The organism is Citrobacter sp. Cf072 (genome assembly GCF_030334485.1).
In the GTDB taxonomy this organism is placed as follows: domain Bacteria; phylum Pseudomonadota; class Gammaproteobacteria; order Enterobacterales; family Enterobacteriaceae; genus Citrobacter; species Citrobacter freundii.
The window spans coordinates 904112-926002 of sequence record NZ_JAOWDX010000047.1; the positions used below are offsets into that span (position 1 = coordinate 904112).

At 48.5% G+C, this 21891-nt stretch carries 22 protein-coding genes and 3 pseudogenes; 15 read left to right on the top strand and 10 right to left on the bottom strand.

The window, feature by feature from the left end; translation table 11 throughout:
- Positions 1-29 precede the first annotated feature (29 nt).
- Positions 30-1472 (bottom strand): L-asparagine permease, encoded by a 1443-nt coding sequence (ansP, locus tag OGX66_RS23100; protein ID WP_003843715.1) that lies wholly within the window; start codon positions 1470-1472, stop codon positions 30-32.
- Between the two features lie 279 nt (positions 1473-1751).
- Entirely contained in the window at positions 1752-3293 is a 1542-nt protein-coding gene (locus OGX66_RS23105; RefSeq protein WP_136345653.1) for a methyl-accepting chemotaxis protein, read from the bottom strand.
- A 507-nt stretch (positions 3294-3800) separates the two neighbouring features.
- On the opposite strand from OGX66_RS23105, the gene OGX66_RS23110 reads away from it, so the two are divergent.
- From OGX66_RS23110 to OGX66_RS23150, 10 genes are all read left to right on the top strand, one after another.
- The gene (locus OGX66_RS23110; RefSeq protein WP_136345652.1) at positions 3801-4799 is read left to right on the top strand and encodes an MsnO8 family LLM class oxidoreductase; all 999 of its coding nucleotides are present in this window, start codon (positions 3801-3803) and stop codon (positions 4797-4799) included.
- A complete protein-coding gene (locus OGX66_RS23115) occupies positions 4799-5920 on the top strand; it encodes an amidohydrolase (RefSeq protein WP_048232077.1) in 1122 nt (373 codons plus the stop codon). Before OGX66_RS23110 ends, OGX66_RS23115 begins: the two co-directional genes overlap by 1 nt.
- A gap of 25 nt (positions 5921-5945) precedes the next feature.
- Entirely contained in the window at positions 5946-7259 is a 1314-nt protein-coding gene (locus OGX66_RS24650) for an LLM class flavin-dependent oxidoreductase (protein ID WP_167736293.1), read from the top strand.
- A 12-nt stretch (positions 7260-7271) separates the two neighbouring features.
- Complete coding sequence (locus OGX66_RS24655; protein WP_136345650.1) at positions 7272-8204, top strand: ABC transporter substrate-binding protein; 933 nt, start codon at positions 7272-7274, stop codon at positions 8202-8204.
- Between the two features lie 10 nt (positions 8205-8214).
- The gene (locus OGX66_RS23125) at positions 8215-8724 is read left to right on the top strand and encodes a GNAT family N-acetyltransferase (protein ID WP_003843710.1); all 510 of its coding nucleotides are present in this window, start codon (positions 8215-8217) and stop codon (positions 8722-8724) included.
- 9 nt (positions 8725-8733) lie between these two features.
- The gene (locus OGX66_RS23130; protein ID WP_003843709.1) at positions 8734-9660 is read left to right on the top strand and encodes an amino acid ABC transporter permease; all 927 of its coding nucleotides are present in this window, start codon (positions 8734-8736) and stop codon (positions 9658-9660) included.
- Positions 9644-10417, top strand: a complete 774-nt coding sequence (locus OGX66_RS23135; protein ID WP_136345649.1) for an amino acid ABC transporter ATP-binding protein — start codon at positions 9644-9646, stop codon at positions 10415-10417. Before OGX66_RS23130 ends, OGX66_RS23135 begins: the two co-directional genes overlap by 17 nt.
- 331 nt (positions 10418-10748) lie before the next feature.
- On the top strand, positions 10749-11102 hold the full coding sequence (locus OGX66_RS23140) for a hypothetical protein (RefSeq protein WP_229235644.1): 354 nt from the start codon (positions 10749-10751) through the stop codon (positions 11100-11102).
- Positions 11103-11104: 2 nt separating this feature from the next.
- Positions 11105-12283, top strand: coding sequence for a hypothetical protein (locus OGX66_RS23145; RefSeq protein ID WP_136345648.1), 1179 nt, complete (start codon positions 11105-11107; stop codon positions 12281-12283).
- Positions 12284-12298: 15 nt separating this feature from the next.
- Positions 12299-12679, top strand: a complete 381-nt coding sequence (locus OGX66_RS23150) for a hypothetical protein (RefSeq protein WP_174500878.1) — start codon at positions 12299-12301, stop codon at positions 12677-12679.
- Between the two features lie 331 nt (positions 12680-13010).
- Here the strand turns inward: OGX66_RS23150 and OGX66_RS23155 are convergent, their stop codons facing one another.
- Both OGX66_RS23155 and OGX66_RS23160 read right to left on the bottom strand, forming a co-directional pair.
- Positions 13011-14000 (bottom strand): zinc-dependent alcohol dehydrogenase family protein, encoded by a 990-nt coding sequence (locus OGX66_RS23155; RefSeq protein WP_136345646.1) that lies wholly within the window; start codon positions 13998-14000, stop codon positions 13011-13013.
- A 98-nt stretch (positions 14001-14098) separates the two neighbouring features.
- Positions 14099-15019, bottom strand: coding sequence for a LysR family transcriptional regulator (locus OGX66_RS23160; RefSeq protein WP_270921818.1), 921 nt, complete (start codon positions 15017-15019; stop codon positions 14099-14101).
- Positions 15020-15131: 112 nt separating this feature from the next.
- Between OGX66_RS23160 and OGX66_RS23165 the strand changes: the two genes are divergently transcribed.
- On the top strand, positions 15132-15749 hold the full coding sequence (locus tag OGX66_RS23165) for a glutathione S-transferase family protein (RefSeq protein WP_003020128.1): 618 nt from the start codon (positions 15132-15134) through the stop codon (positions 15747-15749).
- 50 nt (positions 15750-15799) lie between these two features.
- Here OGX66_RS23165 and OGX66_RS23170 read toward each other — a convergent pair.
- A pseudogene (locus tag OGX66_RS23170) lies at positions 15800-15940 on the bottom strand (glucarate transporter); the annotation flags it as partial.
- On the opposite strand from OGX66_RS23170, the pseudogene OGX66_RS24660 reads away from it, so the two are divergent.
- Together OGX66_RS24660 and pptA are read left to right on the top strand one after the other, a co-directional pair.
- A pseudogene (locus OGX66_RS24660) lies at positions 15939-16025 on the top strand (LacI family DNA-binding transcriptional regulator); the annotation flags it as partial. The pseudogenes OGX66_RS23170 and OGX66_RS24660 overlap by 2 nt on opposite strands.
- A gap of 195 nt (positions 16026-16220) precedes the next feature.
- Positions 16221-16448: a tautomerase PptA gene (gene pptA, locus OGX66_RS23175; protein WP_003843703.1), complete on the top strand. Its 228-nt coding sequence runs from the start codon at positions 16221-16223 to the stop codon at positions 16446-16448.
- 28 nt (positions 16449-16476) lie between these two features.
- Here pptA and OGX66_RS23180 read toward each other — a convergent pair whose 3' ends face one another.
- On the bottom strand, positions 16477-17049 hold the full coding sequence (locus OGX66_RS23180; RefSeq protein WP_003020117.1) for a flavin reductase family protein: 573 nt from the start codon (positions 17047-17049) through the stop codon (positions 16477-16479).
- Between the two features lie 157 nt (positions 17050-17206).
- Between OGX66_RS23180 and nhoA the strand changes: the two genes are divergently transcribed.
- Both nhoA and OGX66_RS23190 read left to right on the top strand, forming a co-directional pair.
- Entirely contained in the window at positions 17207-18052 is an 846-nt protein-coding gene (gene nhoA, locus OGX66_RS23185) for an N-hydroxyarylamine O-acetyltransferase (RefSeq protein WP_136345645.1), read from the top strand.
- A gap of 42 nt (positions 18053-18094) precedes the next feature.
- Positions 18095-18193, top strand: a pseudogene (locus OGX66_RS23190) (hypothetical protein); the annotation flags it as partial.
- 37 nt (positions 18194-18230) lie between these two features.
- On the opposite strand, the gene OGX66_RS23195 reads toward OGX66_RS23190, so the two are convergent.
- The 4 genes from OGX66_RS23195 to OGX66_RS23210 form a co-directional block, all read right to left on the bottom strand.
- Entirely contained in the window at positions 18231-18644 is a 414-nt protein-coding gene (locus tag OGX66_RS23195; RefSeq protein WP_032935715.1) for a hypothetical protein, read from the bottom strand.
- Entirely contained in the window at positions 18622-19518 is an 897-nt protein-coding gene (locus tag OGX66_RS23200) for a hypothetical protein (protein ID WP_225990947.1), read from the bottom strand. The genes OGX66_RS23195 and OGX66_RS23200 overlap by 23 nt, the downstream gene beginning before the upstream one ends.
- 436 nt (positions 19519-19954) lie before the next feature.
- Complete coding sequence (locus OGX66_RS23205) at positions 19955-20410, bottom strand: PAAR domain-containing protein (RefSeq protein WP_270921816.1); 456 nt, start codon at positions 20408-20410, stop codon at positions 19955-19957.
- Positions 20411-20964: 554 nt separating this feature from the next.
- On the bottom strand, positions 20965-21858 hold the full coding sequence (locus OGX66_RS23210) for a PhzF family isomerase (protein ID WP_103798281.1): 894 nt from the start codon (positions 21856-21858) through the stop codon (positions 20965-20967).
- Positions 21859-21891: the final 33 nt, after the last annotated feature.

Consider the following 21891-nt stretch of genomic DNA (forward strand, 5'->3'; position numbering starts at 1 on the left):
GAAGGGTTAACCTGTCAGGCCTTCAGCCATTACGGCGCGGTGCGGTGGATTTCCGCGACGCGCTTACGCACGCCGAACCAGCCTGCAACCAGCAGGATGGCAATCAACGGTAATGACGCGATAGTGTAGGTGCCGTTTGGATAGTCAAACGCCATCAACACCAGCACGCTCAACAGGAACACCAGGGTTAGCCACGAGGTAAACGGAGCGCCCGGCAGTTTAAAGCTAACGTCTGCCGTTTTACCTTCTTTTATGGCCCGGCGCAGACGCATCTGACAGACCATGATAAAGCCCCACGACGCAATAATGCCCAACGACGCGAAGTTCAACACGATCTCAAACACCTGCGACGGCACCAGATAGTTCAGAAATACCCCGACGACATAGACGACCAGCGTGGCGAGGATCCCAGCCCAGGGTACCTGTTGACGGCTCATTTTAGCCATGAATTTCGGCGCCGATCCGCCCATCGACATTGAACGTAAAATACGTCCGGTGCAGTACAGCCCAGAGTTAAGGCTGGAAAGTGCCGCGGTGAGCACCACAATATTCATGATACTGCCGATATACGGCACGCCCAGTTTGGAGAAGAAGGTAACAAACGGGCTTTGCCCTGCCTGATAGGCATTCCACGGCAGTAACAGAACCAGCAGCACGACAGAACCCACATAGAACAGACCAATACGCCAGATAACGCTATTGATCGCTTTCGGCACCATGGTTTGTGGATCTTTGCATTCTCCAGCAGCGGTGCCCACCAGTTCAATGGAGGCAAACGCGAAAACCACCCCCTGAACCAGTACCAGCGCTGGCAGCAGGCCATGTGGGAAGAATCCACCGTTGTCGGTGATCAGGTGAAAACCCGTGGCGTTACCATCCAATGGTTTTCCAGTGCCTAAAAAGACGGTACCCACCACCAGGAAAATCACAATCGCCAACACTTTGACCAGTGCAAACCAAAACTCCATCTCCGCGAACCACTTCACGCCGATCATGTTCATGGTGCCGACAATGGCCAGCGCGCCGAGGGCGAATACCCACTGCGGTACATCACCAAATGCGCCCCAGTAATGCATATACAACGCCACCGCGGTGATATCGACAATGCCGGTCATCGCCCAGTTGATAAAGTACATCCAGCCAGCCACATAGGCGGCTTTCTCACCTAAAAATTCACGGGCATAGGAGACAAAGCTGCCGCTGGAAGGGCGATGTAAAACCAGTTCGCCAAGCGCGCGCAGTATAAAGAACGAAAAAATACCGCACACCAGATAAACCAGCGCCAAAGCAGGACCAGCCATCTGCAAGCGCGCGCCAGCCCCTAAAAACAACCCGGTACCAATTGCGCCGCCAATGGCGATCATCTGTACCTGTCGATTTCCCATCGCTTTGTGATACCCCTCTTCGTGGGCATTCAACCAGCGTCGTTTCGCCGCATGTTGTTCCGCGGCTTGCGTGTTGTTTGTGTTCATTACTTTTCCTGTTGACCTGACAAAAATACAAATCCTTTTTGCCGCACCTGCTGCGGCGAAAACAGCCTTACCCTTCATTGTGTTACGGGGGAAAACTGCCGGCCGAGCATCCTACATTCAATTGTTCTGTTCCGCAAAGCCTCGATAACAAGAATTCAGCATTTTTGTACAGCCTGCACTGGCGCGGTGTGGCCTCGATTCAGCCAATAAAAGAGAAGGGCGTAAATACCTGGAGAGGAGTGCGCTTATCGAGACAATCACCCGATAAGCGCCGTAAGGTTATGCTGATACGCCAAAGACCTGAACGGCCTGCTGTAAGCGCGATGAACGTTGAGTCAGATCGGCGGTAGCATCGGTGACACGCTCTACCATCTCGGCATTATTGTGTGTCATGGTGCCTACGCGTGAAATCGAATCGTTAATCAGATCCAGCGCCAGGGTTTGCTCACGTGTCGCCAGACTAATATCTTTGATCATCATCGACATCTGCAGGACATCGCCAATCATCCCGGTAAGATGCGTCTCCGTTTGTTCTACCATTTTGACGCCGCTATTCACGTTGGCGACGTTCTTCTCAATCAACTGTTTGATCTCTTTTGCTGCAGACGCTGAGTGCTGTGCCAGATTACGGACCTCTGCCGCCACAACGGCGAAACCGCGTCCTGACTCTCCGGCTCGCGCGGCCTCGACCGCGGCATTGAGCGCCAGAATATTGGTCTGAAAGGCGATACTATCAATGACGCCGATGATGTCGACGATCTGCCCGTTGTCACGCGATATCGCCTGCATCATGGCGATAGTTTGTTTCATGATATCGCCGCCTTCTGCCGCATTGGCGCTGGTCTTATCGGCCATGGTCATAGTATGTGCTGCAGTCTCAGCAGTTTGCTGTACCGCGCTACCAATTTCTTCAATGGCGGCAGCGGTTTGTTGCAGGTCGGCGGAGGTTTCTTCGGAACGCTTATGCAGCGCCGTACCTTCTTTTGATACACGCTGACTGATAGCGCGAATACCGGATATTTGCGTACTGACATCATCGACCAGTGAATTCAGATTAAGCCCGGACTGATTAACCAGACGCATCAGCATTCCGATCTCATCCACTCGATTTAAATGACAGTTATCAGGTTTTCTCCCGGATACCACTTTCTTCATTTGCATCAGTAGCGTATTAACTGGCTGACAAATTTGATACTTAAGGTAAATAGCAAGCATCAGAAATAAGAACAGCAACCCTCCCGCCTGAATAAATGGATTAACAGGAGCAAAAAGAAATAGCACAGCGAGCAGGGCGATTACCCCTAAAGAATAATTGACGCGCTGGCTAATGCTCAGCCATTTAAACATTGATGCCCATGACAATATGCCGCGGCGAATGATAATGCCTTTAAAAAGTCGAAACCCTTTAAACTGCTGGTTATTAATTTTTTGATATAAACTTTCGCTTTGAGTTATTTCATCGCGCGAAGGAACGGTACGCACTGAAATGTAGCCAGTGAGCTTTTCATTGTGCCAGACCGGTGTAACGTTGGCGCGAACCCAGTAATGGTCGCCATTCTGCCGACGGTTTTTCACCATTCCCGTCCAGCTGTCTCCCTGCTGTAGCGTGTACCACATATCGGCGAACGCCGCGGGAGGCATATCAGGATGGCGAATAATATTATGCGGTTCGCCCATTAATTGCTGTTCGTTAAATCCGCTGGCATCAATAAATGCGGAGTTGGCGTAGGTAATATGACTTTCTTTATCCGTCGTAGAAAGCAGCGTCGCTTTATCGTTAAGTGCGTGCTCAATTTGTGTAACGGGCATGTTACTTTTCATAGAGGTCCCATGATGCTATGTATAATCCATACAAAAATCCCCGCAATAAAATCGGGGGATATTAGAAATCTGTTTTCAACCGCTTTAATAAGAAACGTTGCATTCTCTACTAATCATCATTTCTGTGGAAGTAGTTAAAATAAAAATTTCCATGTAAATCATTCATCCCGCGTCATAAAAGTGAAACAATTAATACAAGCGCATAACGTTACAAGTCGTTTAAACTGACTTAACGTAAATTGCGCTAAAAAACCATTTCGAAAAAAGAAAACTGGCATGAAAAGATTTTGATGTTATTACCGTGATATCAACGACCCTATTATATTTTGTAGGCTATTAATTGCGGGTGTTTTTCAGTTTAGCGGTACAGGGCGATCCAAATTTTAACCCTGGCTGCTGCAGGGTTTGTTATCTACTTTTTAGCTGAGTAAATGTGAATTAAATGTTTCAGTATGGCTATTTGATAAATTAATAATAAAGACATGTTAACAAACATAGGCTCGTAACATGTCATATCGCCTGAGTATTCTGGATAAAAGCCCCATCGGGGAAGGTGAAACTGCCGCGACTGCGCTTTCCCGGACGTTGCGCCTGGCGCAACTGGCGGAAGAGTGGGGGTACCATCGTTTCTGGATCGCGGAACACCATAATACGCCACAGCTGGCCAGTCCATCGCCGGAGCTGGTGATCGCCTGGATCCTCGGGCAAACCCAGCGTATCCGCGTTGGTTCCGGCGGCGTGATGCTGCAACATTACAGCCCGTACAAAGTGGCGGAAAACTTCAATCTTCTGGCATCACTGGCTCCTGGACGTGTCGATCTCGGCGTAGGGAAGGCCCCTGGCGGGTTACCGTTGTCGACTCAGGCGTTACAGCATGGACTGCATCAGGAAGAAAAAGGCAGTTTTGCCGATCAGCTTTCTCAGCTTAACGGCTGGCTGGCGCTGAATGGAACGGAAAGCGGGGAAACGGTATTCCCGACGCCAATCCCACCAATACCGCCAGAAGGATTTGTACTCGGAGCCAGTGTGCAAAGCGCACAGTTAGCAGCGCAATCCGACTGGAATTTTATCTTCGCTGCGCACCTCAACGGTGACAAAACGTTATTACGTGAGGTTTTGTCCTTCTGGCAGACCCACAGCGACCGCCCGACGATAGTCGCCGTTCAGGTGATTGTGGCTGACAGTCACGATACCGCTGCGCAACTGGCGGAAAACGTGCAAATCTGGGGCGTTGAGCTGGAAAATGGTCAACGCGTTACAGTCGCCAGCGAAGAGCAAGCCCTGGCATTCGCCGTACAGGCGGGTAGTTCGCCACGCAAAATCGCGCGTCGTGAACTGGCGTTGTTACACGGCACCGCTCAAGAGGTGATGGTAAAGCTGAATGCTCTGCATACGCAATTTGGTATTGATGAGTTTATTATCGACACGCCAGTGGCGGAGGGCCACGCACGTCTGACATCGCTGCGTTTGTTGGCACAAGTCCATAATGCCGTGGAGGTGCTCTGATGACCCTCAGCTCAACGCTTATCAACTGGCGTCGTGAATTACATCAGCACCCGGAGCTTTCCCTGCAGGAGGAAGCAACCACCGGGCGCATTCAGGCCTGGTTGCACGCTGCGGATGTCGACATTCTGCCGTTCGAGCTGAAAACCGGTCTGGTCGCGGAAATCGGCAAGGGAGAAGATGTCATCGCGCTGCGAGCGGATATCGATGCGCTACCGATAGAAGAAAGCGCCGATGTTCCGTTTCGCTCCCTCACACCGGGCGTGATGCATGCCTGCGGGCATGACGTCCATACCAGCGTGATGCTTGGTGCAGCACTGCTGCTTAAACAACAGGAAACAACCTTACCGGGGCGAGTACGTATTTTGTTTCAACCAGCTGAAGAGAGTTTCGGCGGCGCAAAAACGTTGATCCGCGCCGGTGCGTTGCAAAACGTAGCGGCTATTTTTGGTATGCACAATGAGCCCGGTTTGCCAGTGGGCGAATTTGCAACACGCGGCGGTGCGTTCTATGCCAATGTCGATCGCTTCGTGCTGCGCATAAATGGCAAGGGCGCACATGCGGCGCGTCCGCATGAAGGCAAAGATGCCATCCTGCTTGCCAGCCAGTTGGTAACCGTGTTGCAAAGCGTTGCCAGTCGCGACGTTAACACGCTGGATTCGGTGGTACTCAGCGTGACCCGTATTCAGGGAGGAAATACATGGAACGTACTGCCAGAGTCCGTTGAGCTGGAAGGGACGCTCAGAACGCACCGGACTCAGGTACAGCAGCAGGTTAAAGCACGGGTTAATGACATCGCTGCCGGATTTGCCCATGCCTTTGGCGCACAAATAGACGTTATCTGGCATGCGGGGCCGACCGCGTTGGTGAACGATGCGCGTTGGGCCGATATCGCCACCACGGTGGCGAAACAGTCAGGCTACACAACTCACCATGCTGACCTGCATATGGGCGGGGAGGATTTTGCCGTCTACCTGCAAAATACGCCAGGCGCATTTGTCAGTATTGGCAGCGCCAGTGAATACGGATTACATCACCCGGGATTTAATCCAGACGAACGTTTAATTGAACCTGCCGCACATTACTTTGCGCAGTTAGCAAAAACGGCATTCGCACACCTTTAAGTTTACCTGTTGGGTAGGGGTTATTATGGCTGAAAATCGGCAACTACGGCTCGGAACTATTCTGCATGGCGCATCGGGAAATATGTCCGCATGGCGCCACCCGGCGGCTCAGGCCGATGCCAGTATTAATGTTGAGTTTGTCAAAGAGACGGCGCTTATTGCGGAAAAAGGGAAGCTGGATTTTATTTTTGTCGCCGATGGTCTGTATATTAATGAAAAATCAATCCCGCACTTTTTAAATCGTTTTGAGCCGCTAACAGTATTATCCGCTTTGGCCAGCATCACCCAGAATCTGGGACTGGTTGGCACAGTGTCCACATCATACAGCGAGCCGTTTACGACCGCACGACAGTTCGCCAGCCTGGACCATCTCAGCAACGGGCGTGCGGGCTGGAACGTGGTTACGTCGCCTCTGGAAGGATCGGCAAAAAACTATTCTCGCGCTCAGCATCCGGAGCATGCCCAGCGTTATCGTATTGCCGATGAATATTTACAGGTAGTGAAAGGACTGTGGGATTCCTGGGAAGACGATGCTTTTACCCGTAATAAAACAAGCGGGGAATTTTTTAATCCGCATAAACTGCACACGCTAAACCATCATGGAGATTATTTCCAGGTCGTCGGGCCGTTAAATATTGGGCGTACGCCACAAGGTCGTCCGATTATATTTCAGGCGGGAGCTTCAGCAGATGGCAAGAAATTAGCGGCGCAGCATGCTGATGCCATTTTTACCCATCAGGAGTCGCTGGCAGAGGCTAAGGCGTTCTATCAGGATGTAAAAAGTCAGCTGGAAAATGCCGGACGACATCCCGATCAACTGCATATATTCCAGGGCGTCAGCGTTATTGTTGGCGACAGCGAAGAGGACGTTGAGCAGCAGTATCAGACTACCGCTGCGCTGGTCTCCGTTACCGACGCGCTGAACTATCTTGGCCGCTACTTTGAACATCATGATTTTGCCCAATATCCGCTGGACGCACCGTTCCCGGATCTTGGCTCTCTCGGACAAAACAGCTTTCGCAGTACGACTGATGAGATCAAACGCAACGCGCGCGAGCGTGGCTTAACACTCCGTCAGGTTGCTCTTGAAGCGGCCAGCCCACGTCCGCGTTTCAGCGGCACGCCGGAACAGGTCGCCGACGGCCTGCAGCAGTGGTTCGACGAGAAAGCCGCAGATGGTTTTATTATCCAGGGCGGAACGCCGGATACCTTCCCGCGTTTTGTCGAACAGGTTGTCCCTGTGCTTCAGGCGCGGGGCCTGTTCCGCCATGAATATCCCGGTACGACCCTGCGCGCAAGCCTGGGATTAACGACACCTGCAAATCAATTCGCACAATAAGAGAAAAACGCTATGCAGAAAAAATCAGTATTCCTCGCGCTGTCGCTGGCTTTCAGCGCGACTATCTGGGCAAATGATGTGACGATTAACGGCACGGGCGTAAGTCTGGAAGCCAATAAAACGCCGATCAATACGGCAAAGAATCCGCAGGCGATTGCGCAATTGCCTGCAAATCTGCACCTGGCCGTACCGGGCAAATTCACCGTGGCGATTGCCGGGCTCAGTCAACCGCCGCTGACCGTCTTTGCCGATGACAATAAGACGCTGATCGGCAGCGAGGCGGACATCGCGCGGCTGGTGGCTGACAGTTTGGGGCTGGAACTCAACGTCGTACCTACGTCATGGGAAGACTGGCCGCTGGGCGTCACTTCCGGCAAATACGATGCCGCGATCAGCAATATTACCGTCACCAAAGCACGCAAAGAAAAATTCGATTTCGCGACGTATCGGAAGGACTCTCTTGGCTTTTATGTCAAAACCGGTAGCAAGCTGAAGAAAATCGAGCAGGCGGAAGATATCGCTGGACTGCGCATTATCGTTGGTTCAGGGACGAACCAGGAAGCCATCCTGCTGGCCTGGAACGATGAGAACGTTAAGAAAGGGTTACAGCCGTTTACGCCGGTGTATACGAAAGATGATGCCGCGCAAACCCTGGCCCTACAGTCAGGCCGCGCCGATGCCTACTTCGGTCCTAATGTAATCGGCGCATGGAAAGCTGCACTCAACGGTAAAACGCAATTGGTGGGTAGTGTTGATGGTGGTTGGCCAAAAGCGGCACACATCGCTGTGACGCTGAAAAAGGACAGCGGTCTGGTTCTGCCGGTACAAACCGCCCTCAACGGCGTGATTGGCAACGGCGATTATGACAAGGTGCTGAATCGCTGGGGAGAAGGGGTGGAACGCATTCCGCAATCTGAAATCAACCCGGCCGGTTTAGGCGATTAAGGAGGTCATCGTGAGCGATCAATTTCGCGTGGTCTCACCTGAAGCCAGCGAGCTACAGCCCATTTTGAACGGTCTGTTCGGTGAGTATGCTGCCCGCTATGGCGATTATTTTTCTCGTGACGCTGAAGTGGAACTGACCGAATGGTATCTGGCACCGCAGGGACTTTTTGTGATCCTGGAGCGTGGCGGCGAAATTATCGCCACCGGGGCTTACAAACCTTACGACAAGGACACTGCCGAGATTAAGCGTATCTGGACAAAAAGCAGCCTGCGTCAGCAGGGACTTGCGGCGCGTGTAGTGCAGGAACTGGAACGTCGGGCGCTACTCGCGGGCTACAGCCGGATATATCTGACCACAGGATTTCGCCAGCCGGAGGCCGTCAGACTTTATTTAAGCCAGGGCTACGATCCGCAATTTGATACGACGCGCAATCCCGAAGAGTACAGCCAGCCACCGTTTGATGGACGGCTGCGCTTTACCAAACTGCTGACTATTGCCGGTCAGGCCAGAATCGCCTGAGGAGAGAAGATGAAAACGACAGATAGCATTAAAGTCGTACCGGCGCGTTACCCCATGCGCACCGTTGGCGCGGTCATTGCTTTGTTTGCCCTGGCGGTGATTCTCCAGTCTGTGGCGTTTAATCCGCGCTGGGAATGGAGTGTGTTTGCCCGCTGGTTCTTCGATCCGGTGATTTTGTCTGGTCTTGGACAAACGCTGTTACTGACACTTATCGGGACGCTGTTGAGTATTCTCATCGGCGGTCTGCTGGCGCTGGCGCGGCTTTCATCTTCCTGGCTGTTGAACTGTCTGGCCTGGGGGTACATCTGGCTGTTTCGTTCGTTACCACTGATTGTGGTGCTAATCGTTCTGTACAACTTCTCCTATCTATACGACACGCTGACGATTGGTATTCCGTTTACTCCCATTCAGTGGGGAAGTTTTGAGACCATCAATGTACTCGGTCAGTTTTCCACTGCGGTGGTTGGCCTGACGCTGGTGCAAAGCGCCTATACCGCTGAGATTATACGTGGTGGATTTTTGGGGGTTGATCACGGTCAGTACGAGGCAGCGGCAGCACTGGGCTTACCGGCAGGGCGACGTACGCTGCGGATTATTCTGCCGCAGGCGCTGCGCACCATTTTGCCTGCTGGCTTCAATGAAATCATCAGCCTGGCGAAAGGGACGGCGATGGTATACGTGCTGGCAATGCCGGAGCTGTTCTACACCATCCAGATGATCTACAACCGCACGCAGGAAGTGATCCCGCTGCTGATGGTGGGTGCGGTGTGGTATCTGGTGATCACCAGCATCCTGTCGCTTATTCAGCATCTGGTCGAACGTGCGCTGGCACGCAGCGAACGACGTTCAGCGATCAACACCGTCCGGGTGAGCCGTGCAGAAAAACGCAGTCGTCAACGTCCACAGCAGGAGGCCGTCCATGTCCCTCTCGCCTGAAGGTCATATTTCTATTACCGGCGTCAGCAAATACTTTGGTCGCCACAAAGCATTGGATAATGTGTCGCTGGAGATCCCTCCCGGAACGGTTACGGTCATTCTCGGGCCGTCCGGTTCAGGGAAATCCACACTCCTGCGTACCATCAACCATCTGGAACGCGTCGATGAGGGTTTTATTCAAATCGATGGCGATTACATTGGCTATCGTCTGCAGGGAGACAAGCTGTATGAGCTGAAAGAGGCGGAAATTTTGCGCCAGCGGGTTAACGTCGGCTATGTGTTCCAGAACTTTAATCTGTTCCCGCACTTAACGGTGCTGGAGAACCTGATTGAAGCGCCCATTGCGCACGGACTGGCATCGCGTAAAGCCGCCACCGAGCGGGCATTAACGCTGCTAGATGCGGTAGGGTTGCGCAATAAAGCCGATGCCTGGTCGCGTCACTTATCTGGCGGTCAACAGCAGCGTATCGCTATTGCCCGTGCACTGGCGCTAAATCCGCGCGTCATGCTGTTTGATGAGCCTACATCTGCACTGGATCCTGAGCTGGTGGGCGAAGTCCTGGATGTCATCAAAGCGCTGGCGAAGTCGGGAACCACGCTGGTGGTGGTGACGCACGAGATTGGCTTCGCTCGGGAAGTGGCGGATCAGGTGGTGTTTATGGTTGATGGCAAAATCGTCGAACAGGGCAGCAGCGAGCAGGTACTGAATCATCCACGCCATACGCGCACCCAGCAGTTTTTGTCGAAAGTGCTTTGAGACCGCGTCCAAAGGGTGAAATTAACAAGAAAATATGAATGTCCGTTAATCCTAAATTAGTCTTCCTTTTGAGTAAGACTCTTCAGTGAATAATTATCGAAAAATCATTTTATTATCAGGTGAATAATGACTTGGGTCTGGAATATATCACCCTTAGTGAAGTTGTGAGAAAGCATAGTAAAACTTTGCTTAAATCATATGTTATGTATCATGCCATTGAGTATTACCACTTTTTAACTAAGGAATTGAAAATGGTAAGAGCACTGGCCTGTCTCGGCGATAAAACAAGTTATGGAGAAATTATTACTGCTTCTGCACTGGACTGGACTGGATGGAAAATGGTAAAGCATATGTAGCTACTGGCGACAGGGTGTTGTGTGGCGGCCCCAATCACTATGTTTTTGGTACAGCCACACAATATACCAGCAGTGGAGCGGGCACTTTAACCACCCTCGACACCAGTCAATTATCGATAATGATGCAGAGCTCACAGGATGTCAGCAGCAGAAAGTGTATTCGTTTTAAGTGTGCAGATGATGACGGCAGACTGATGGTGGATTGCCGGTATGTTCTCATACTCCCGGACGGCCATACAGAAACGAGGAATACAGATAGCCAAGGAATGACAGAGTGGCATTATGCTGAATCCGCTGAAAATATTAACCTGCACATATTAATGGATTAATTATGGCTGTTTACCCGCTTAGCACCAGCATTCGCTCTAATGTTCCCGCAGACTCTTTATTATATGATCTATGTATTTATCGTATGGATACCGACAGAAATAAATATTATTTGATAGATGTGAGACAGCAGAAATTTAAGGATAACCACCAAACTCAGATACATATGTCTGAAGATATAAACGAGCCTCTATCAACTATCTACATTATGGAAATGACGCTTTATCGTAAGACGATGCTGCATACCCACAGTGTTACTCCAAAACCTTTCACAAAGATGTATACGCTTGCAGAATTTAGTACAGGTAAGGCGTGCTCTGAGGCGAAACGTGAAAATCTCTGTTATTTTGAATCGGCAGGCACACCTAAACCTGATAGTCAGGGGGGCGAAACGAAACTAGTTACTATAACCCGCGAGGAGCGACCATTTATAGCGAAAGAATATCCTATTGGTAATTCCAGGGATTCTTTTGATAAAAAATTAGTAGAACGTCAAATAGAAGAAAGATTTAACGGATTTGATTTCCCTAATCAAATAGCTGCAAGTGTATGTGGACCTGCTGCATTTTTTTACTGCCTGCAAAAGGATCGCCCTGATGTGTATGCGCAAGCTGCCCGTGAACTCTGGCGATACGGAAAAACTAAAATAGGTAATTTAATAATTTCGCCAGGTAAAGGCTGTCGGCATCCTACAGGTGTATTTTACTATGATGACGGCAGACCGAAGATAGTCGGTACAGACTGGATGACGCTTGCTGGACTCAGGGATTCAGAGAATACAATGCTGAGCTTTGATACTCTTGATTCTCCAGTTGCTGGTATCACAATTTGGCAAATTTTGGCAGAATGGTTTGAAAAGGTCGGCTATAAAATGGTCTTTAGTAATGTCGGTATTACTCAGGCGGGTGTTCAGGGAATCAGAGATTTAAATAAATATATTGAGCAAGATTATAAAGTCGTAACATTGATAAATGATGGACTTCTTGTAAATAGTACAAATAAAACAACATTACCTACACACTGGGTTGTTTGGAATGGTTCAGTCATGCAAGATCCTAATGGATATATTAGTTTGGAATTGTTTTCTTGGGGAAAGGAAAAAAACTGGATAAAACCAAAAAAAGATTTGCAATTTTTTATCAACAGGTTTTTTGGAGGAATGGCTTTCAAGCCATTGAAATAAAATGGGAAAATTTTTTTGGTTCTGCCTTTATTATTACTATCTGCCTGTTCGTTGCAGGCAGAATTCACTCCAGAAAGGGAGGTACTTAATGATGCAACTGTTGGCATTCCCTATTATAACCAAATTAATATATTTGGTGGGGTAGTTCTTTCTTATGATCTTTATGGTAAACAAGCTATTGCTGGAGATATTCATCCAGATAATTTAGGGCTTCACCTACAGTATTGTGATGATAATGAATTCAATAATTGTATCCAGATTAGAGGGACACCAACAAAAGCAGGCATAGCTAAAGTGCGAGTACATGGGGGCTTAGGTGGCGGAATGTTTTCAAAATCAGGAGAGTTCGATAAAACCTATACTATTACGGTCAAAGATTCAGAAGGATCTTCTTAAGATCGTTTGAGAGGCGCTCTCAGCATCGCCCATCAAGATACGAGAACCCGCTCAGAGAGCGGTTTTCTCACATCTGAGTGGTTAAAAAACAACCTTAACAATAATTTCCGATATCCAAACTGACCCCGTATAGATGCGATAGGGTGCAACCCCTTCCAGATATGCCGCATTCAGACACTTTTCCGGCAATCAGAAACGGTAATTTTACTCATTTCTTGATGGTCATAAAATAGCATTAACGTACAATATTAGGTGCTGAATCATCCACATCACACGCGCACCCGAAAGTGCTTTGAGTTACATTGCGGCACAAGACTGTGCCGCACAAGGATTACAGGGTGACGACGATTTTGCCCACCTGACCGTTGGCTTCCATGTATTGATGTGCTTCAACGATATCATCAAAGGCAAAGGTTTTATCAATCAGCGGTTTGAGCTTGCCGGACTGTAATCCTTCAAAGATAAACCGTTTCGCCCGCGAAAGTTTTTCTGCGTCCGCGGTGATTTCGAAAATCTCATAGCCGCGGAAGGTCAGATGGCGACCGAGTATCTCAATTACCGGAATCGACAAATCACGCGCATCAAGAGAGCCATACTGGAAAAAGAGTCCGCCGGCAGGCATCACCTGGGCAATTTTTGCCACGCCAGGGCCACCGACCGGATCGAAGACCACGCGGGTACCTTTGCCGTCAGTGATCCGGTTAATCTCCGCCACCAGATCCTGCTCCTGGCTGGCGATAACCTCTGCCGCGCCAAGTTGCAGAAGCTGGGCACGTTTCTCACTGGTGCGCGTCATCGCAATCGGTTTTGCTCCCCGCATGTTAGCAATCTGAATTGCCGCCAGTCCGACGCTGCTGGAAGCAGCATTGATCAGCACGTTATCACCAGGCTGAATATCCGCATATTCAACCAGCGCACCGAAAGCGGTCACATACATCATCCAGCTCGCCGCTGCTTCCTCGAAGCTAAGATTCTCAGGATGTTTTACGACAGCATGGGCTGGAGCATTGACGACTTCACCGTACATACCATACTCATGGAAGCTGAAAGCCGGGATGACGCTAACGTAATCGCCAGGTGCAAACTCACGCACGTTGTCTCCCACGGATTCAACAACGCCAGAAGCCTCATAGCCCAGACGAGCCGGAAATTTGGGTTGGTAAATATACTGGCCGGTACGATACATAATTTCCGCACGGTTAATGCCGATTGCGCGTACGCGTATCTGAACTTCATCCGCACGAGGAGCAGAAACTGGCATATCCTGGATTGTCAGGACGTCAGCGTCGCCTGGTTGATTAAAAACCACGACCTTAGACATAGCAAACCTCTGTAAATTGTTCTGTATTGGGTCTGCACAATTTAACGGCTCAGATGAGGGTGAAAAACCGCCGTTGCGGAACTTCACTATTACTTAGATTATAATAATCCCTGTAGGCGCGATTTTTGCTCGGTAAAAAGCGCACACAGCCAGTCAATAAACACCCGAACACGGGGGGCAAGATGACGTCTGTCGGGGTAAAGCACAGAAACCGGTTTTGATTCCCCGGCATAATCAGCCAGCACCTCAACGAGCTGGCCCGACTGGATCCAGGGGGCCAGTACCGCGTGCACACCGTGGATGATACCGAGTCCGGATAAACAGCCTGTCAAAAGGATGTCGGAGTTATCAACGCTGATGTGACCTGCGGGGATAAACGACACGGTTTCACCCTCGCGGACGAAGGACCATTCCAGTGCTTCACGATGACGTTCACTGAAAAAGTTAATTGCCTGATGTCGGGATAAATCCTCTGGTGTCTGCGGTACGCCATGTTGTTGCAGATAATCCGGTGACGCGCATGTCACCATTTTTACCTCGCCAAGCCGCCGTGAAATCAGAGAAGAGTCTTGTAACTCGCCAATGCGAATCATGCAGTCGATACCTTCGGCAAGCAGATCGATTCTGCGGTCGGTGGAGGTGAGGACAATCTCAATATCCGGGTAGCGCGACTGGAAATCGTTCAGGGCCGGGACTAATACCGAGTGAGCCAGCGACAGGGGGGCATTCACCCTGAGTTTTCCGCGCGGAGGGCGAGTGGGTGAGAAAGAAGCCATGATGTCATCAACGTCACTGAGCAGGATTTTTGTGCGTTGGTAAAAAGCGTCACCTTCTTCTGTCAGACTCACTTTACGAGTCGTGCGGTTAAGCAACTTTACTCCCAGATCGTCTTCAAGATGATGGATAGCTTTGGTCACTGCAGGGCGGTGCAGGTGTAACACGTCTGCTGCTCTGGCAAATCCACCTTGCTCAACAACCTGTACAAAAATGTTCATATATTCAAACATACTGGAACGCATTGCTTATTCTCCCCCGGTATTCGACCATTGTTATTATGAAAGTAATAATCACGTCTGCATAGGTTGCCGAATGCTGCTCTACACTTAGGGTTTTAACTTTGGGGATTGCAGCATGATTAAGGTCTATGGGGTACCGGGCTGGGGATCGGCCATCAGTGAAGTGATGCTCACACTGGCGGAGATCCCTTATCATTTTATTAATGTCGACGGTTTTGACAGTGACGGCCCTCAGCGGGAGTTGCTTAAGACGATGAATCCACTATGCCAGGTGCCCACGCTGGTACTGGAAAATGGCAGTGTGATGACGGAAACGGCGGCGATCGCGCTGATGATCCTCGATCGTCGCCCTGAACTTTCACCACCCGTTGGACACGCCGAACGCCAGCAGTTTCAGCGTCTGTTGATATGGCTGGTGGCAAATGTCTATCCCACGTTTACCTATGCCGACTATCCAGAACGCTGGGTACCGGACTCCCCGGCGCAGTTGAAAAAGAACTGCATTGAGTACCGTAAATCCCTCTATATGTGGCTGAACGATCAGCTAAACGCCGAGCCGTACGCATTCGGGGATCAGCTAACACTACTGGACGTATATATTGCCGTTATGCGCACCTGGGGGCCAGGGCATGACTGGTTTCAGGACAACACGCCGAATATTAGCGCTATCGCTGATGCAGTTTGTCAGCATCCGAGGCTACGTACTGTACTGAAAAACAATAAGATTATTTGAATAAAAAAACGCTGTTCCGCAGGAGTGCAAATCCCGGAACAGCGGGCGAACTATCGCCATAAGGTTAAATTACGCGACAGAAGGGTCAGCGTAATACGATCCAATGGACCCACGATAAACAGATAAGAAATCAGGCCAATCAGCCCCATCGAACCGACGTACAGAATGGCGTAATCAAAAGACTGGGGATTGTCACCCATGAGGGTGAGCAGGGCGCTAAATAGCCCGCAGTTGGTGCGCCCGAAGACCGCGGAAAAAGTGATGCAGGCGGTGGCAGACTATTTGCTGAAAAAAGGTTATCGTCGTCATGGTTTGCTATGGACCGCCGATCGCCGGGCTATTGGACAACGCGTCGCCTCGATCGTATCGAACAAATTCCACGTGAAGACGATATTATTGATGTCGGATTTCACCTGGTTGAACGAGAGTCCGCATAAGTTACCTGCATCCCAAAACAATAAGGAACCTGTCATGCCGCACGTTGATATCAAATGTTTTCCTCGCGATTTGAACGAAGAAGAGAAGGCCGCGTTGGCGGCGGATATTACCGAAGTCATTATTCGTCATTTACAAAGCAAAGAGAGTTCAGTGAGCGTGGCGCTGAATGAAATTGAGCCAGGGGAGTGGCAGAGCGTGTGGGATGCGGAAATTGCGCCACAGATGACGAGGCTGATTAAAAAACCCGGCTACAGCATGTGAAAGAGAACGGGCGATTATTGCGCCCGTATTATTCAGCCGCTGTTATGCGTTTCCCGCTGGTGACAAACGTTCCGGCGCCAAGATGATGCAGGGTATTGAGTTTATCATCATCAAACTGCCAGCGTCCTTCCACGAAAGCTCGTTCATCAGCGGCAGCCGAGACCACTTCCCCAAACAGGGTGTCATATTTTTCCTGTGCCGCCGTTGCAGGCAACAGGCGACACTCCATCCAGGCCAGACATTTCGCTTCTATTAACGGTAATCCCAGCACCGGACCTTTTACCACCGGAATACCGTAGCAGTTAAATTTATCTTCCACGCGACCGGAAACGCTGCCCACCGCGTAAGTCCAGTTGGTGGCGGCCACGCCCGGAATAACAATGCCGAACTTGCCGCTACGCTCAATCAGTTCACGCGACCAGGCGGTCTTATCAACAACAATTGCAATCCGCGGCGGTTCAAATTCTACCGGCATTGACCATGCCGCCGCCATCACATTGCGCCGCTCGGTATGCTCATCCCGGCTGGTGATCAGTATCGTAGGGCCGTGGTTAAGCAGCCGACTGGCATGTTTTAATTCGATTGAACGGAAATGGCTCATGGATGCTCCTGGGCTGAGAGATAACACACCACAATAGATATAGATATTAACGGTATTAGCGATTTTGTCGCCTCGTCTGGAGGAACAACGCACAAAATCGACGGCGTAAAATTAAAAATGCGTTATAAGTACTGCATTAATCGAACAGGAACTCCCTATGACGCCTTTTTTAACCGCTTATTTTGCCCGTATTGGCTGGTCAGATTCGGCCAGCGTCGACATTGAAACTTTAAAAGCGCTGCATTTACTGCACAACGGCGCGATTCCGTTTGAAAACCTGGATGTATTACTGCCAAGAGAGATGCAGCTTGACGATTTGTCGCTGGAAGAGAAGCTGGTGACGGCGCGTCGTGGCGGTTATTGCTTTGAACAGAATGGAGTGTTTGAGCGCGCGTTACGCGAAATCGGTTTTAACGTACGCAGCCTTCTCGGTCGTGTGGTACTGGCAAATCCGTCAAGTCTGCCGCCGCGCACGCATCGTCTGTTGCTGGTTGAATTACAGGGAGAGCAGTGGATCGCCGACGTTGGCTTCGGCGGACAAACGCTGACGGCGCCGATTCGTCTGCAGTCCGATATTGAGCAGCAAACGCCACACGGCGAATATCGCCTGGTTCAGGAGGGGGACGATTGGATCCTGCAGTTCCGCCATCACGATCACTGGCAATCAATGTACTGTTTTGATCTGGTCGTGCAGCACCAGAGCGATTATCTGATGGGCAATTTCTGGTCCGCGCACTGGCCACAATCGCATTTTCGTCATCATTTGCTGATGTGTCGTCATCTTCCGGACGGCGGTAAGCTGACGTTGACCAATTTTCATTTCACCCGTTATCAGGATGGTCGTGCGGTAGAGCAGATTAATCTGCCCGATGTCGCCAGCCTGTATGCCTTGCTGCAGGAACAGTTTGGACTGGGCGTGGATGACGCGAAGCATGGGTTTACCGAAGATGAGCTGGCGACGGTCATGGCGGCGTTTGATACGCATCCAGAGGCGGGGAAATAGGGGGTGAGAATAGTGCCGGATGCGGCGTCATCGCCTTATCCGGCAGACCCTAAAGTAAATCCGAATGTATTTGTAAGCGGGTTACTACCTGTTGCTACATATGGCTGGATTGTTGATCAGATTTATGGGGCATTGAAATAAAAAATAACAAGCACTCCAATGGAGTCCCTTTGAATTATCATTCAAATAATGCGTGTAAAATAAATCCTATTAACATTGGTGGAATCGATATAATCCAAAGAAAACCCTCAATTCTAAATCCAATAGTTAATTTCATTGGTAAGGAATTAATGTAATTATATTGCTCTATTGTCATATCATGATTAGAGAACTTGTTATACGGCAATATTAATGAATCCATAATAAAACCAACTTTTGCATGGTATGACCCTGGTGTTAATATCAGGCTAGCTTCTTTTGCTAATCCTGCCATAATAGGCAATCTATTATACTTTTTAATATATAAATCAACAACCATAGCATAATATTTTTTATTTACCAATGAAATAATAACAATAAATAACATTCCAATCATGGAGAATGTTATTAAATATAAAATAAAGTTTGGATTATTTTTTAAATAATTGCTCATAAATTATATGTTCTCCGAATAATTCACCATAATGTTCAGCACTATCCTCGACAACTTTTGCGGTTCCTATACTTACGCCAACCCCCGTTACAAAGCATAAACTAGCACCTACGGCGCCCACTTCCGTAGTTACTAGCCCAAGAACCCACATGCAGGCACCTCGCGCAGCTAAACCACTGGCCCAACCAACCCCCATACTCGTCCCCTGTTTAAAACCAAACTTACTATATTCAGTAATTGCAGCCTTTTTGCAAGCATCTTCACGGCCTCTGGAACAAGCGTCATATACATTTGCTGAATAACCAGCAAAATCTAAGCCAACACCAATGTATCCTACATTTTTCATTATTTTTATCAATTTGGAAGAATGCTCAATATAATTCGCATATCCTTCAATATTATCGACTCCAGATTGGTTCCACTTATGCATAACAGAAGATGTTGAGAGGCCCAGCGCTTTCTTTATACTGTTATATTCTTCTAAATTTAATTGTGATTTAGAGAACTTATTTAATACAATATCCAATCTTTTAAAAAGCCTCGATCTTTGTCCAAAAAACTCCTCTCCAGATATTTTTCCATTATTATGCGTGTAAGTTTTTTTGTATAGATCTTCAATTTCTTTTAATATGTCATTTATCTCTTCATAGTATCCTTTGCCTATTTCACTTATATATCCAAAACCATCCCCGGCCTTACCTAAATAATCTCCATAAAGCTGATATGAAAATGTATCTACGACGGCTCTGTTATCGTGTAAAAGTTTTGCTTCCTCTATAGTAAGAGGTTCAAGTGCTTTATCAATTTTATCTCGTGCTTTTTGCAGAGTCTGAATCTGCTTTTGATCTTGCTTTTCAGGATCAACAACTATCAATATAGAGCCTGGTTTTTTTCCATTTCTGGATTTAGCTTGCGGTATAACTCTTTTACTCCTGATGGCGGATTGACTATTAACTCACACTCATATTTCTTAGGTGATGTTTGATCTGGTACTACACAAAAACCAGGTTCTACCGTTTGTCTTGCTTCTGGGGGGCGCTGCTGCCGTACAGGTGGTGTATCAGGTATTGAACTACTGGTACTATTTACTGACTGAAAACTGGACAAAAGGTATTCATCATATCTGTATGTTATATTAAAATGCGGTGTAAACCTGCAATGACATTTGCATGAACCTCTGCTGTGTGCGGAACCTGCAAGGAGACATATTATTTCGGTTTCATAATCTGATAAATCTCGCCCCATCCTTGAGTAAATATCAAATAAATGTTTGGGAATCCTTGTTCGAAAACCTGTGCTAAGATTTGAAGTTAAGAATTTATTTTTCTTTTCTCCAGTAATAATTTTTTCCGTCCAAGTATTATCCTTCCAGCCGTACCAATAAAATCATCGTGTTCAAATCTTTCATCGAAGTCTCTAAGTGAATCATGCGAGCGTCTATGTAAACCGGTTTCCTCTTGCATTTGTCTGAATATTTCTGAAGAAGGTGTTATTTTTCGACCTTCATGATCAATGTCGTTATCAAATGCACTTTTGAAGGTGTCTCTATATAAAATCCTGCTTGCTTCTATATGTGAGCCATTTGGTACGCCACCCTCAATTTGGTATCGTTGACCATCAAAACCACATATATACTCATCCCCCTCACATGCTATTTTTACTCCTCTAATACGAGGAAGGTCGGAATTTTCTAAAATATAACCACCACAACTTGTTCTATCTCCCGGAGATAATAAAAATCCTTTCTTAGCATCCCAGAAACTCATATGGCAAATCCTTATTTTAAATATCAAGACTAAAGAAAGTATGATATCAAACTATTTGTAATTTAATTATTGTGACTGCCATCGCAAATTATAAAAAAAGCCTGAATCTTTTTTAAAATAATTCAGGCCTTTTATAACCAGTTTAATTGAAATTCATTAGATAAATGCCTCGTAAACTCTTTTTCTTTTCTATGATGAGATTAATCTCATTAAGCCCGTCATTTGACAGTGGAACCTGTAATGCCTTCTCCCATTTTAACGTGGTTTCACGTTTCTCAATAATATAATCATATCTGTCATAATGTTTTTTCCGATGATTTTATTAGCATGTTGATTAACAATGTCTTTTTCATTCTCTGTGAAGTGGAGCGTTCCAGACAAGGTTTTAAATGTTCTCCTTATGTCGCGCATTGAGAATACAGATTCTAAATTCTTTTTCGCAAAAATATTTACTGGCTCTGCCCAATAAGAAGAACTTAAGCCTATGGTCGATTTTAAAGTTCGCTTTAGTTTGTCTGTTTTGATTGTAGGCCTTATCCGGCCTACGGGAACAATTAAAAATCTATCGCCCATTCGGCGTGAAACAGGATCACTGCCGAACCGGTAATGTTCACTTTTTCCGGCAGGTTTTCACGGATAGCCACCGTCACATCAACAATACCGTCACGCCCGAGCGCGCGGCCCTGATGTCCCTGAACACGTAGCGTTTTCCCGTCATGCGGCATCAACCCATGTTGAACCAGCCACGCGCCCATTGGACCGTTGGCATTGCCGGTAACCGGATCTTCCACAATACCAATAGCAGGCGAGAACATGCGGCCATCGGTGGCGTTTTCGCCCTTGCGAATTTGAAAAGGGAAGAAACCGTTACAGCCAATTTGCTGGCTGATAGCGGTCAGGGCAGGCAAATCCGGGGAAAGGGCGTCGAGGTCCACCTCAGGCTTCAGCGCAATCATTACTTTAGAGTGTCCGGTGGTGGCTACCTGAATGGGTAATCCGGGCAGCATATCGTCTTCGCTCAGGTGCAGTGCATCGATTATCGCGGCACGTACAGCACCTTCCAGCGGAGCTTCGAATCCAGGTACGCCTTGTTCAAGGCTAATGCGATAGTCATTGTCACTCGCTTCAATATCGACCCGATGACGACCGGCGAGCGAGGTTTGCCAGACGGTGCTGTTGCCCAGACCCAGCACCTTGGCGCGCACATAATGTGCGGCGACGGTAGCGTGTCCACAGATAGGAACTTCGACCGTCGGCGTGAAATAACGAATGCGAACATCGCTGTCGTCACTGGTCAGCAGGAATGCGGTTTCCGAATGACGCAGCTCGCGAGCAATAAGTTGCATCTGTGCTTCGCTCAATCCGTCAGCATGCAACACCACTCCCGCTGAATTGCCGCGAAAGGGTACTGAAGTAAAGGCATCGACGTGATAAACCTGTGGTTTCATTAGCGTTCTCCCTGGGATGGAGAAGCATCATAA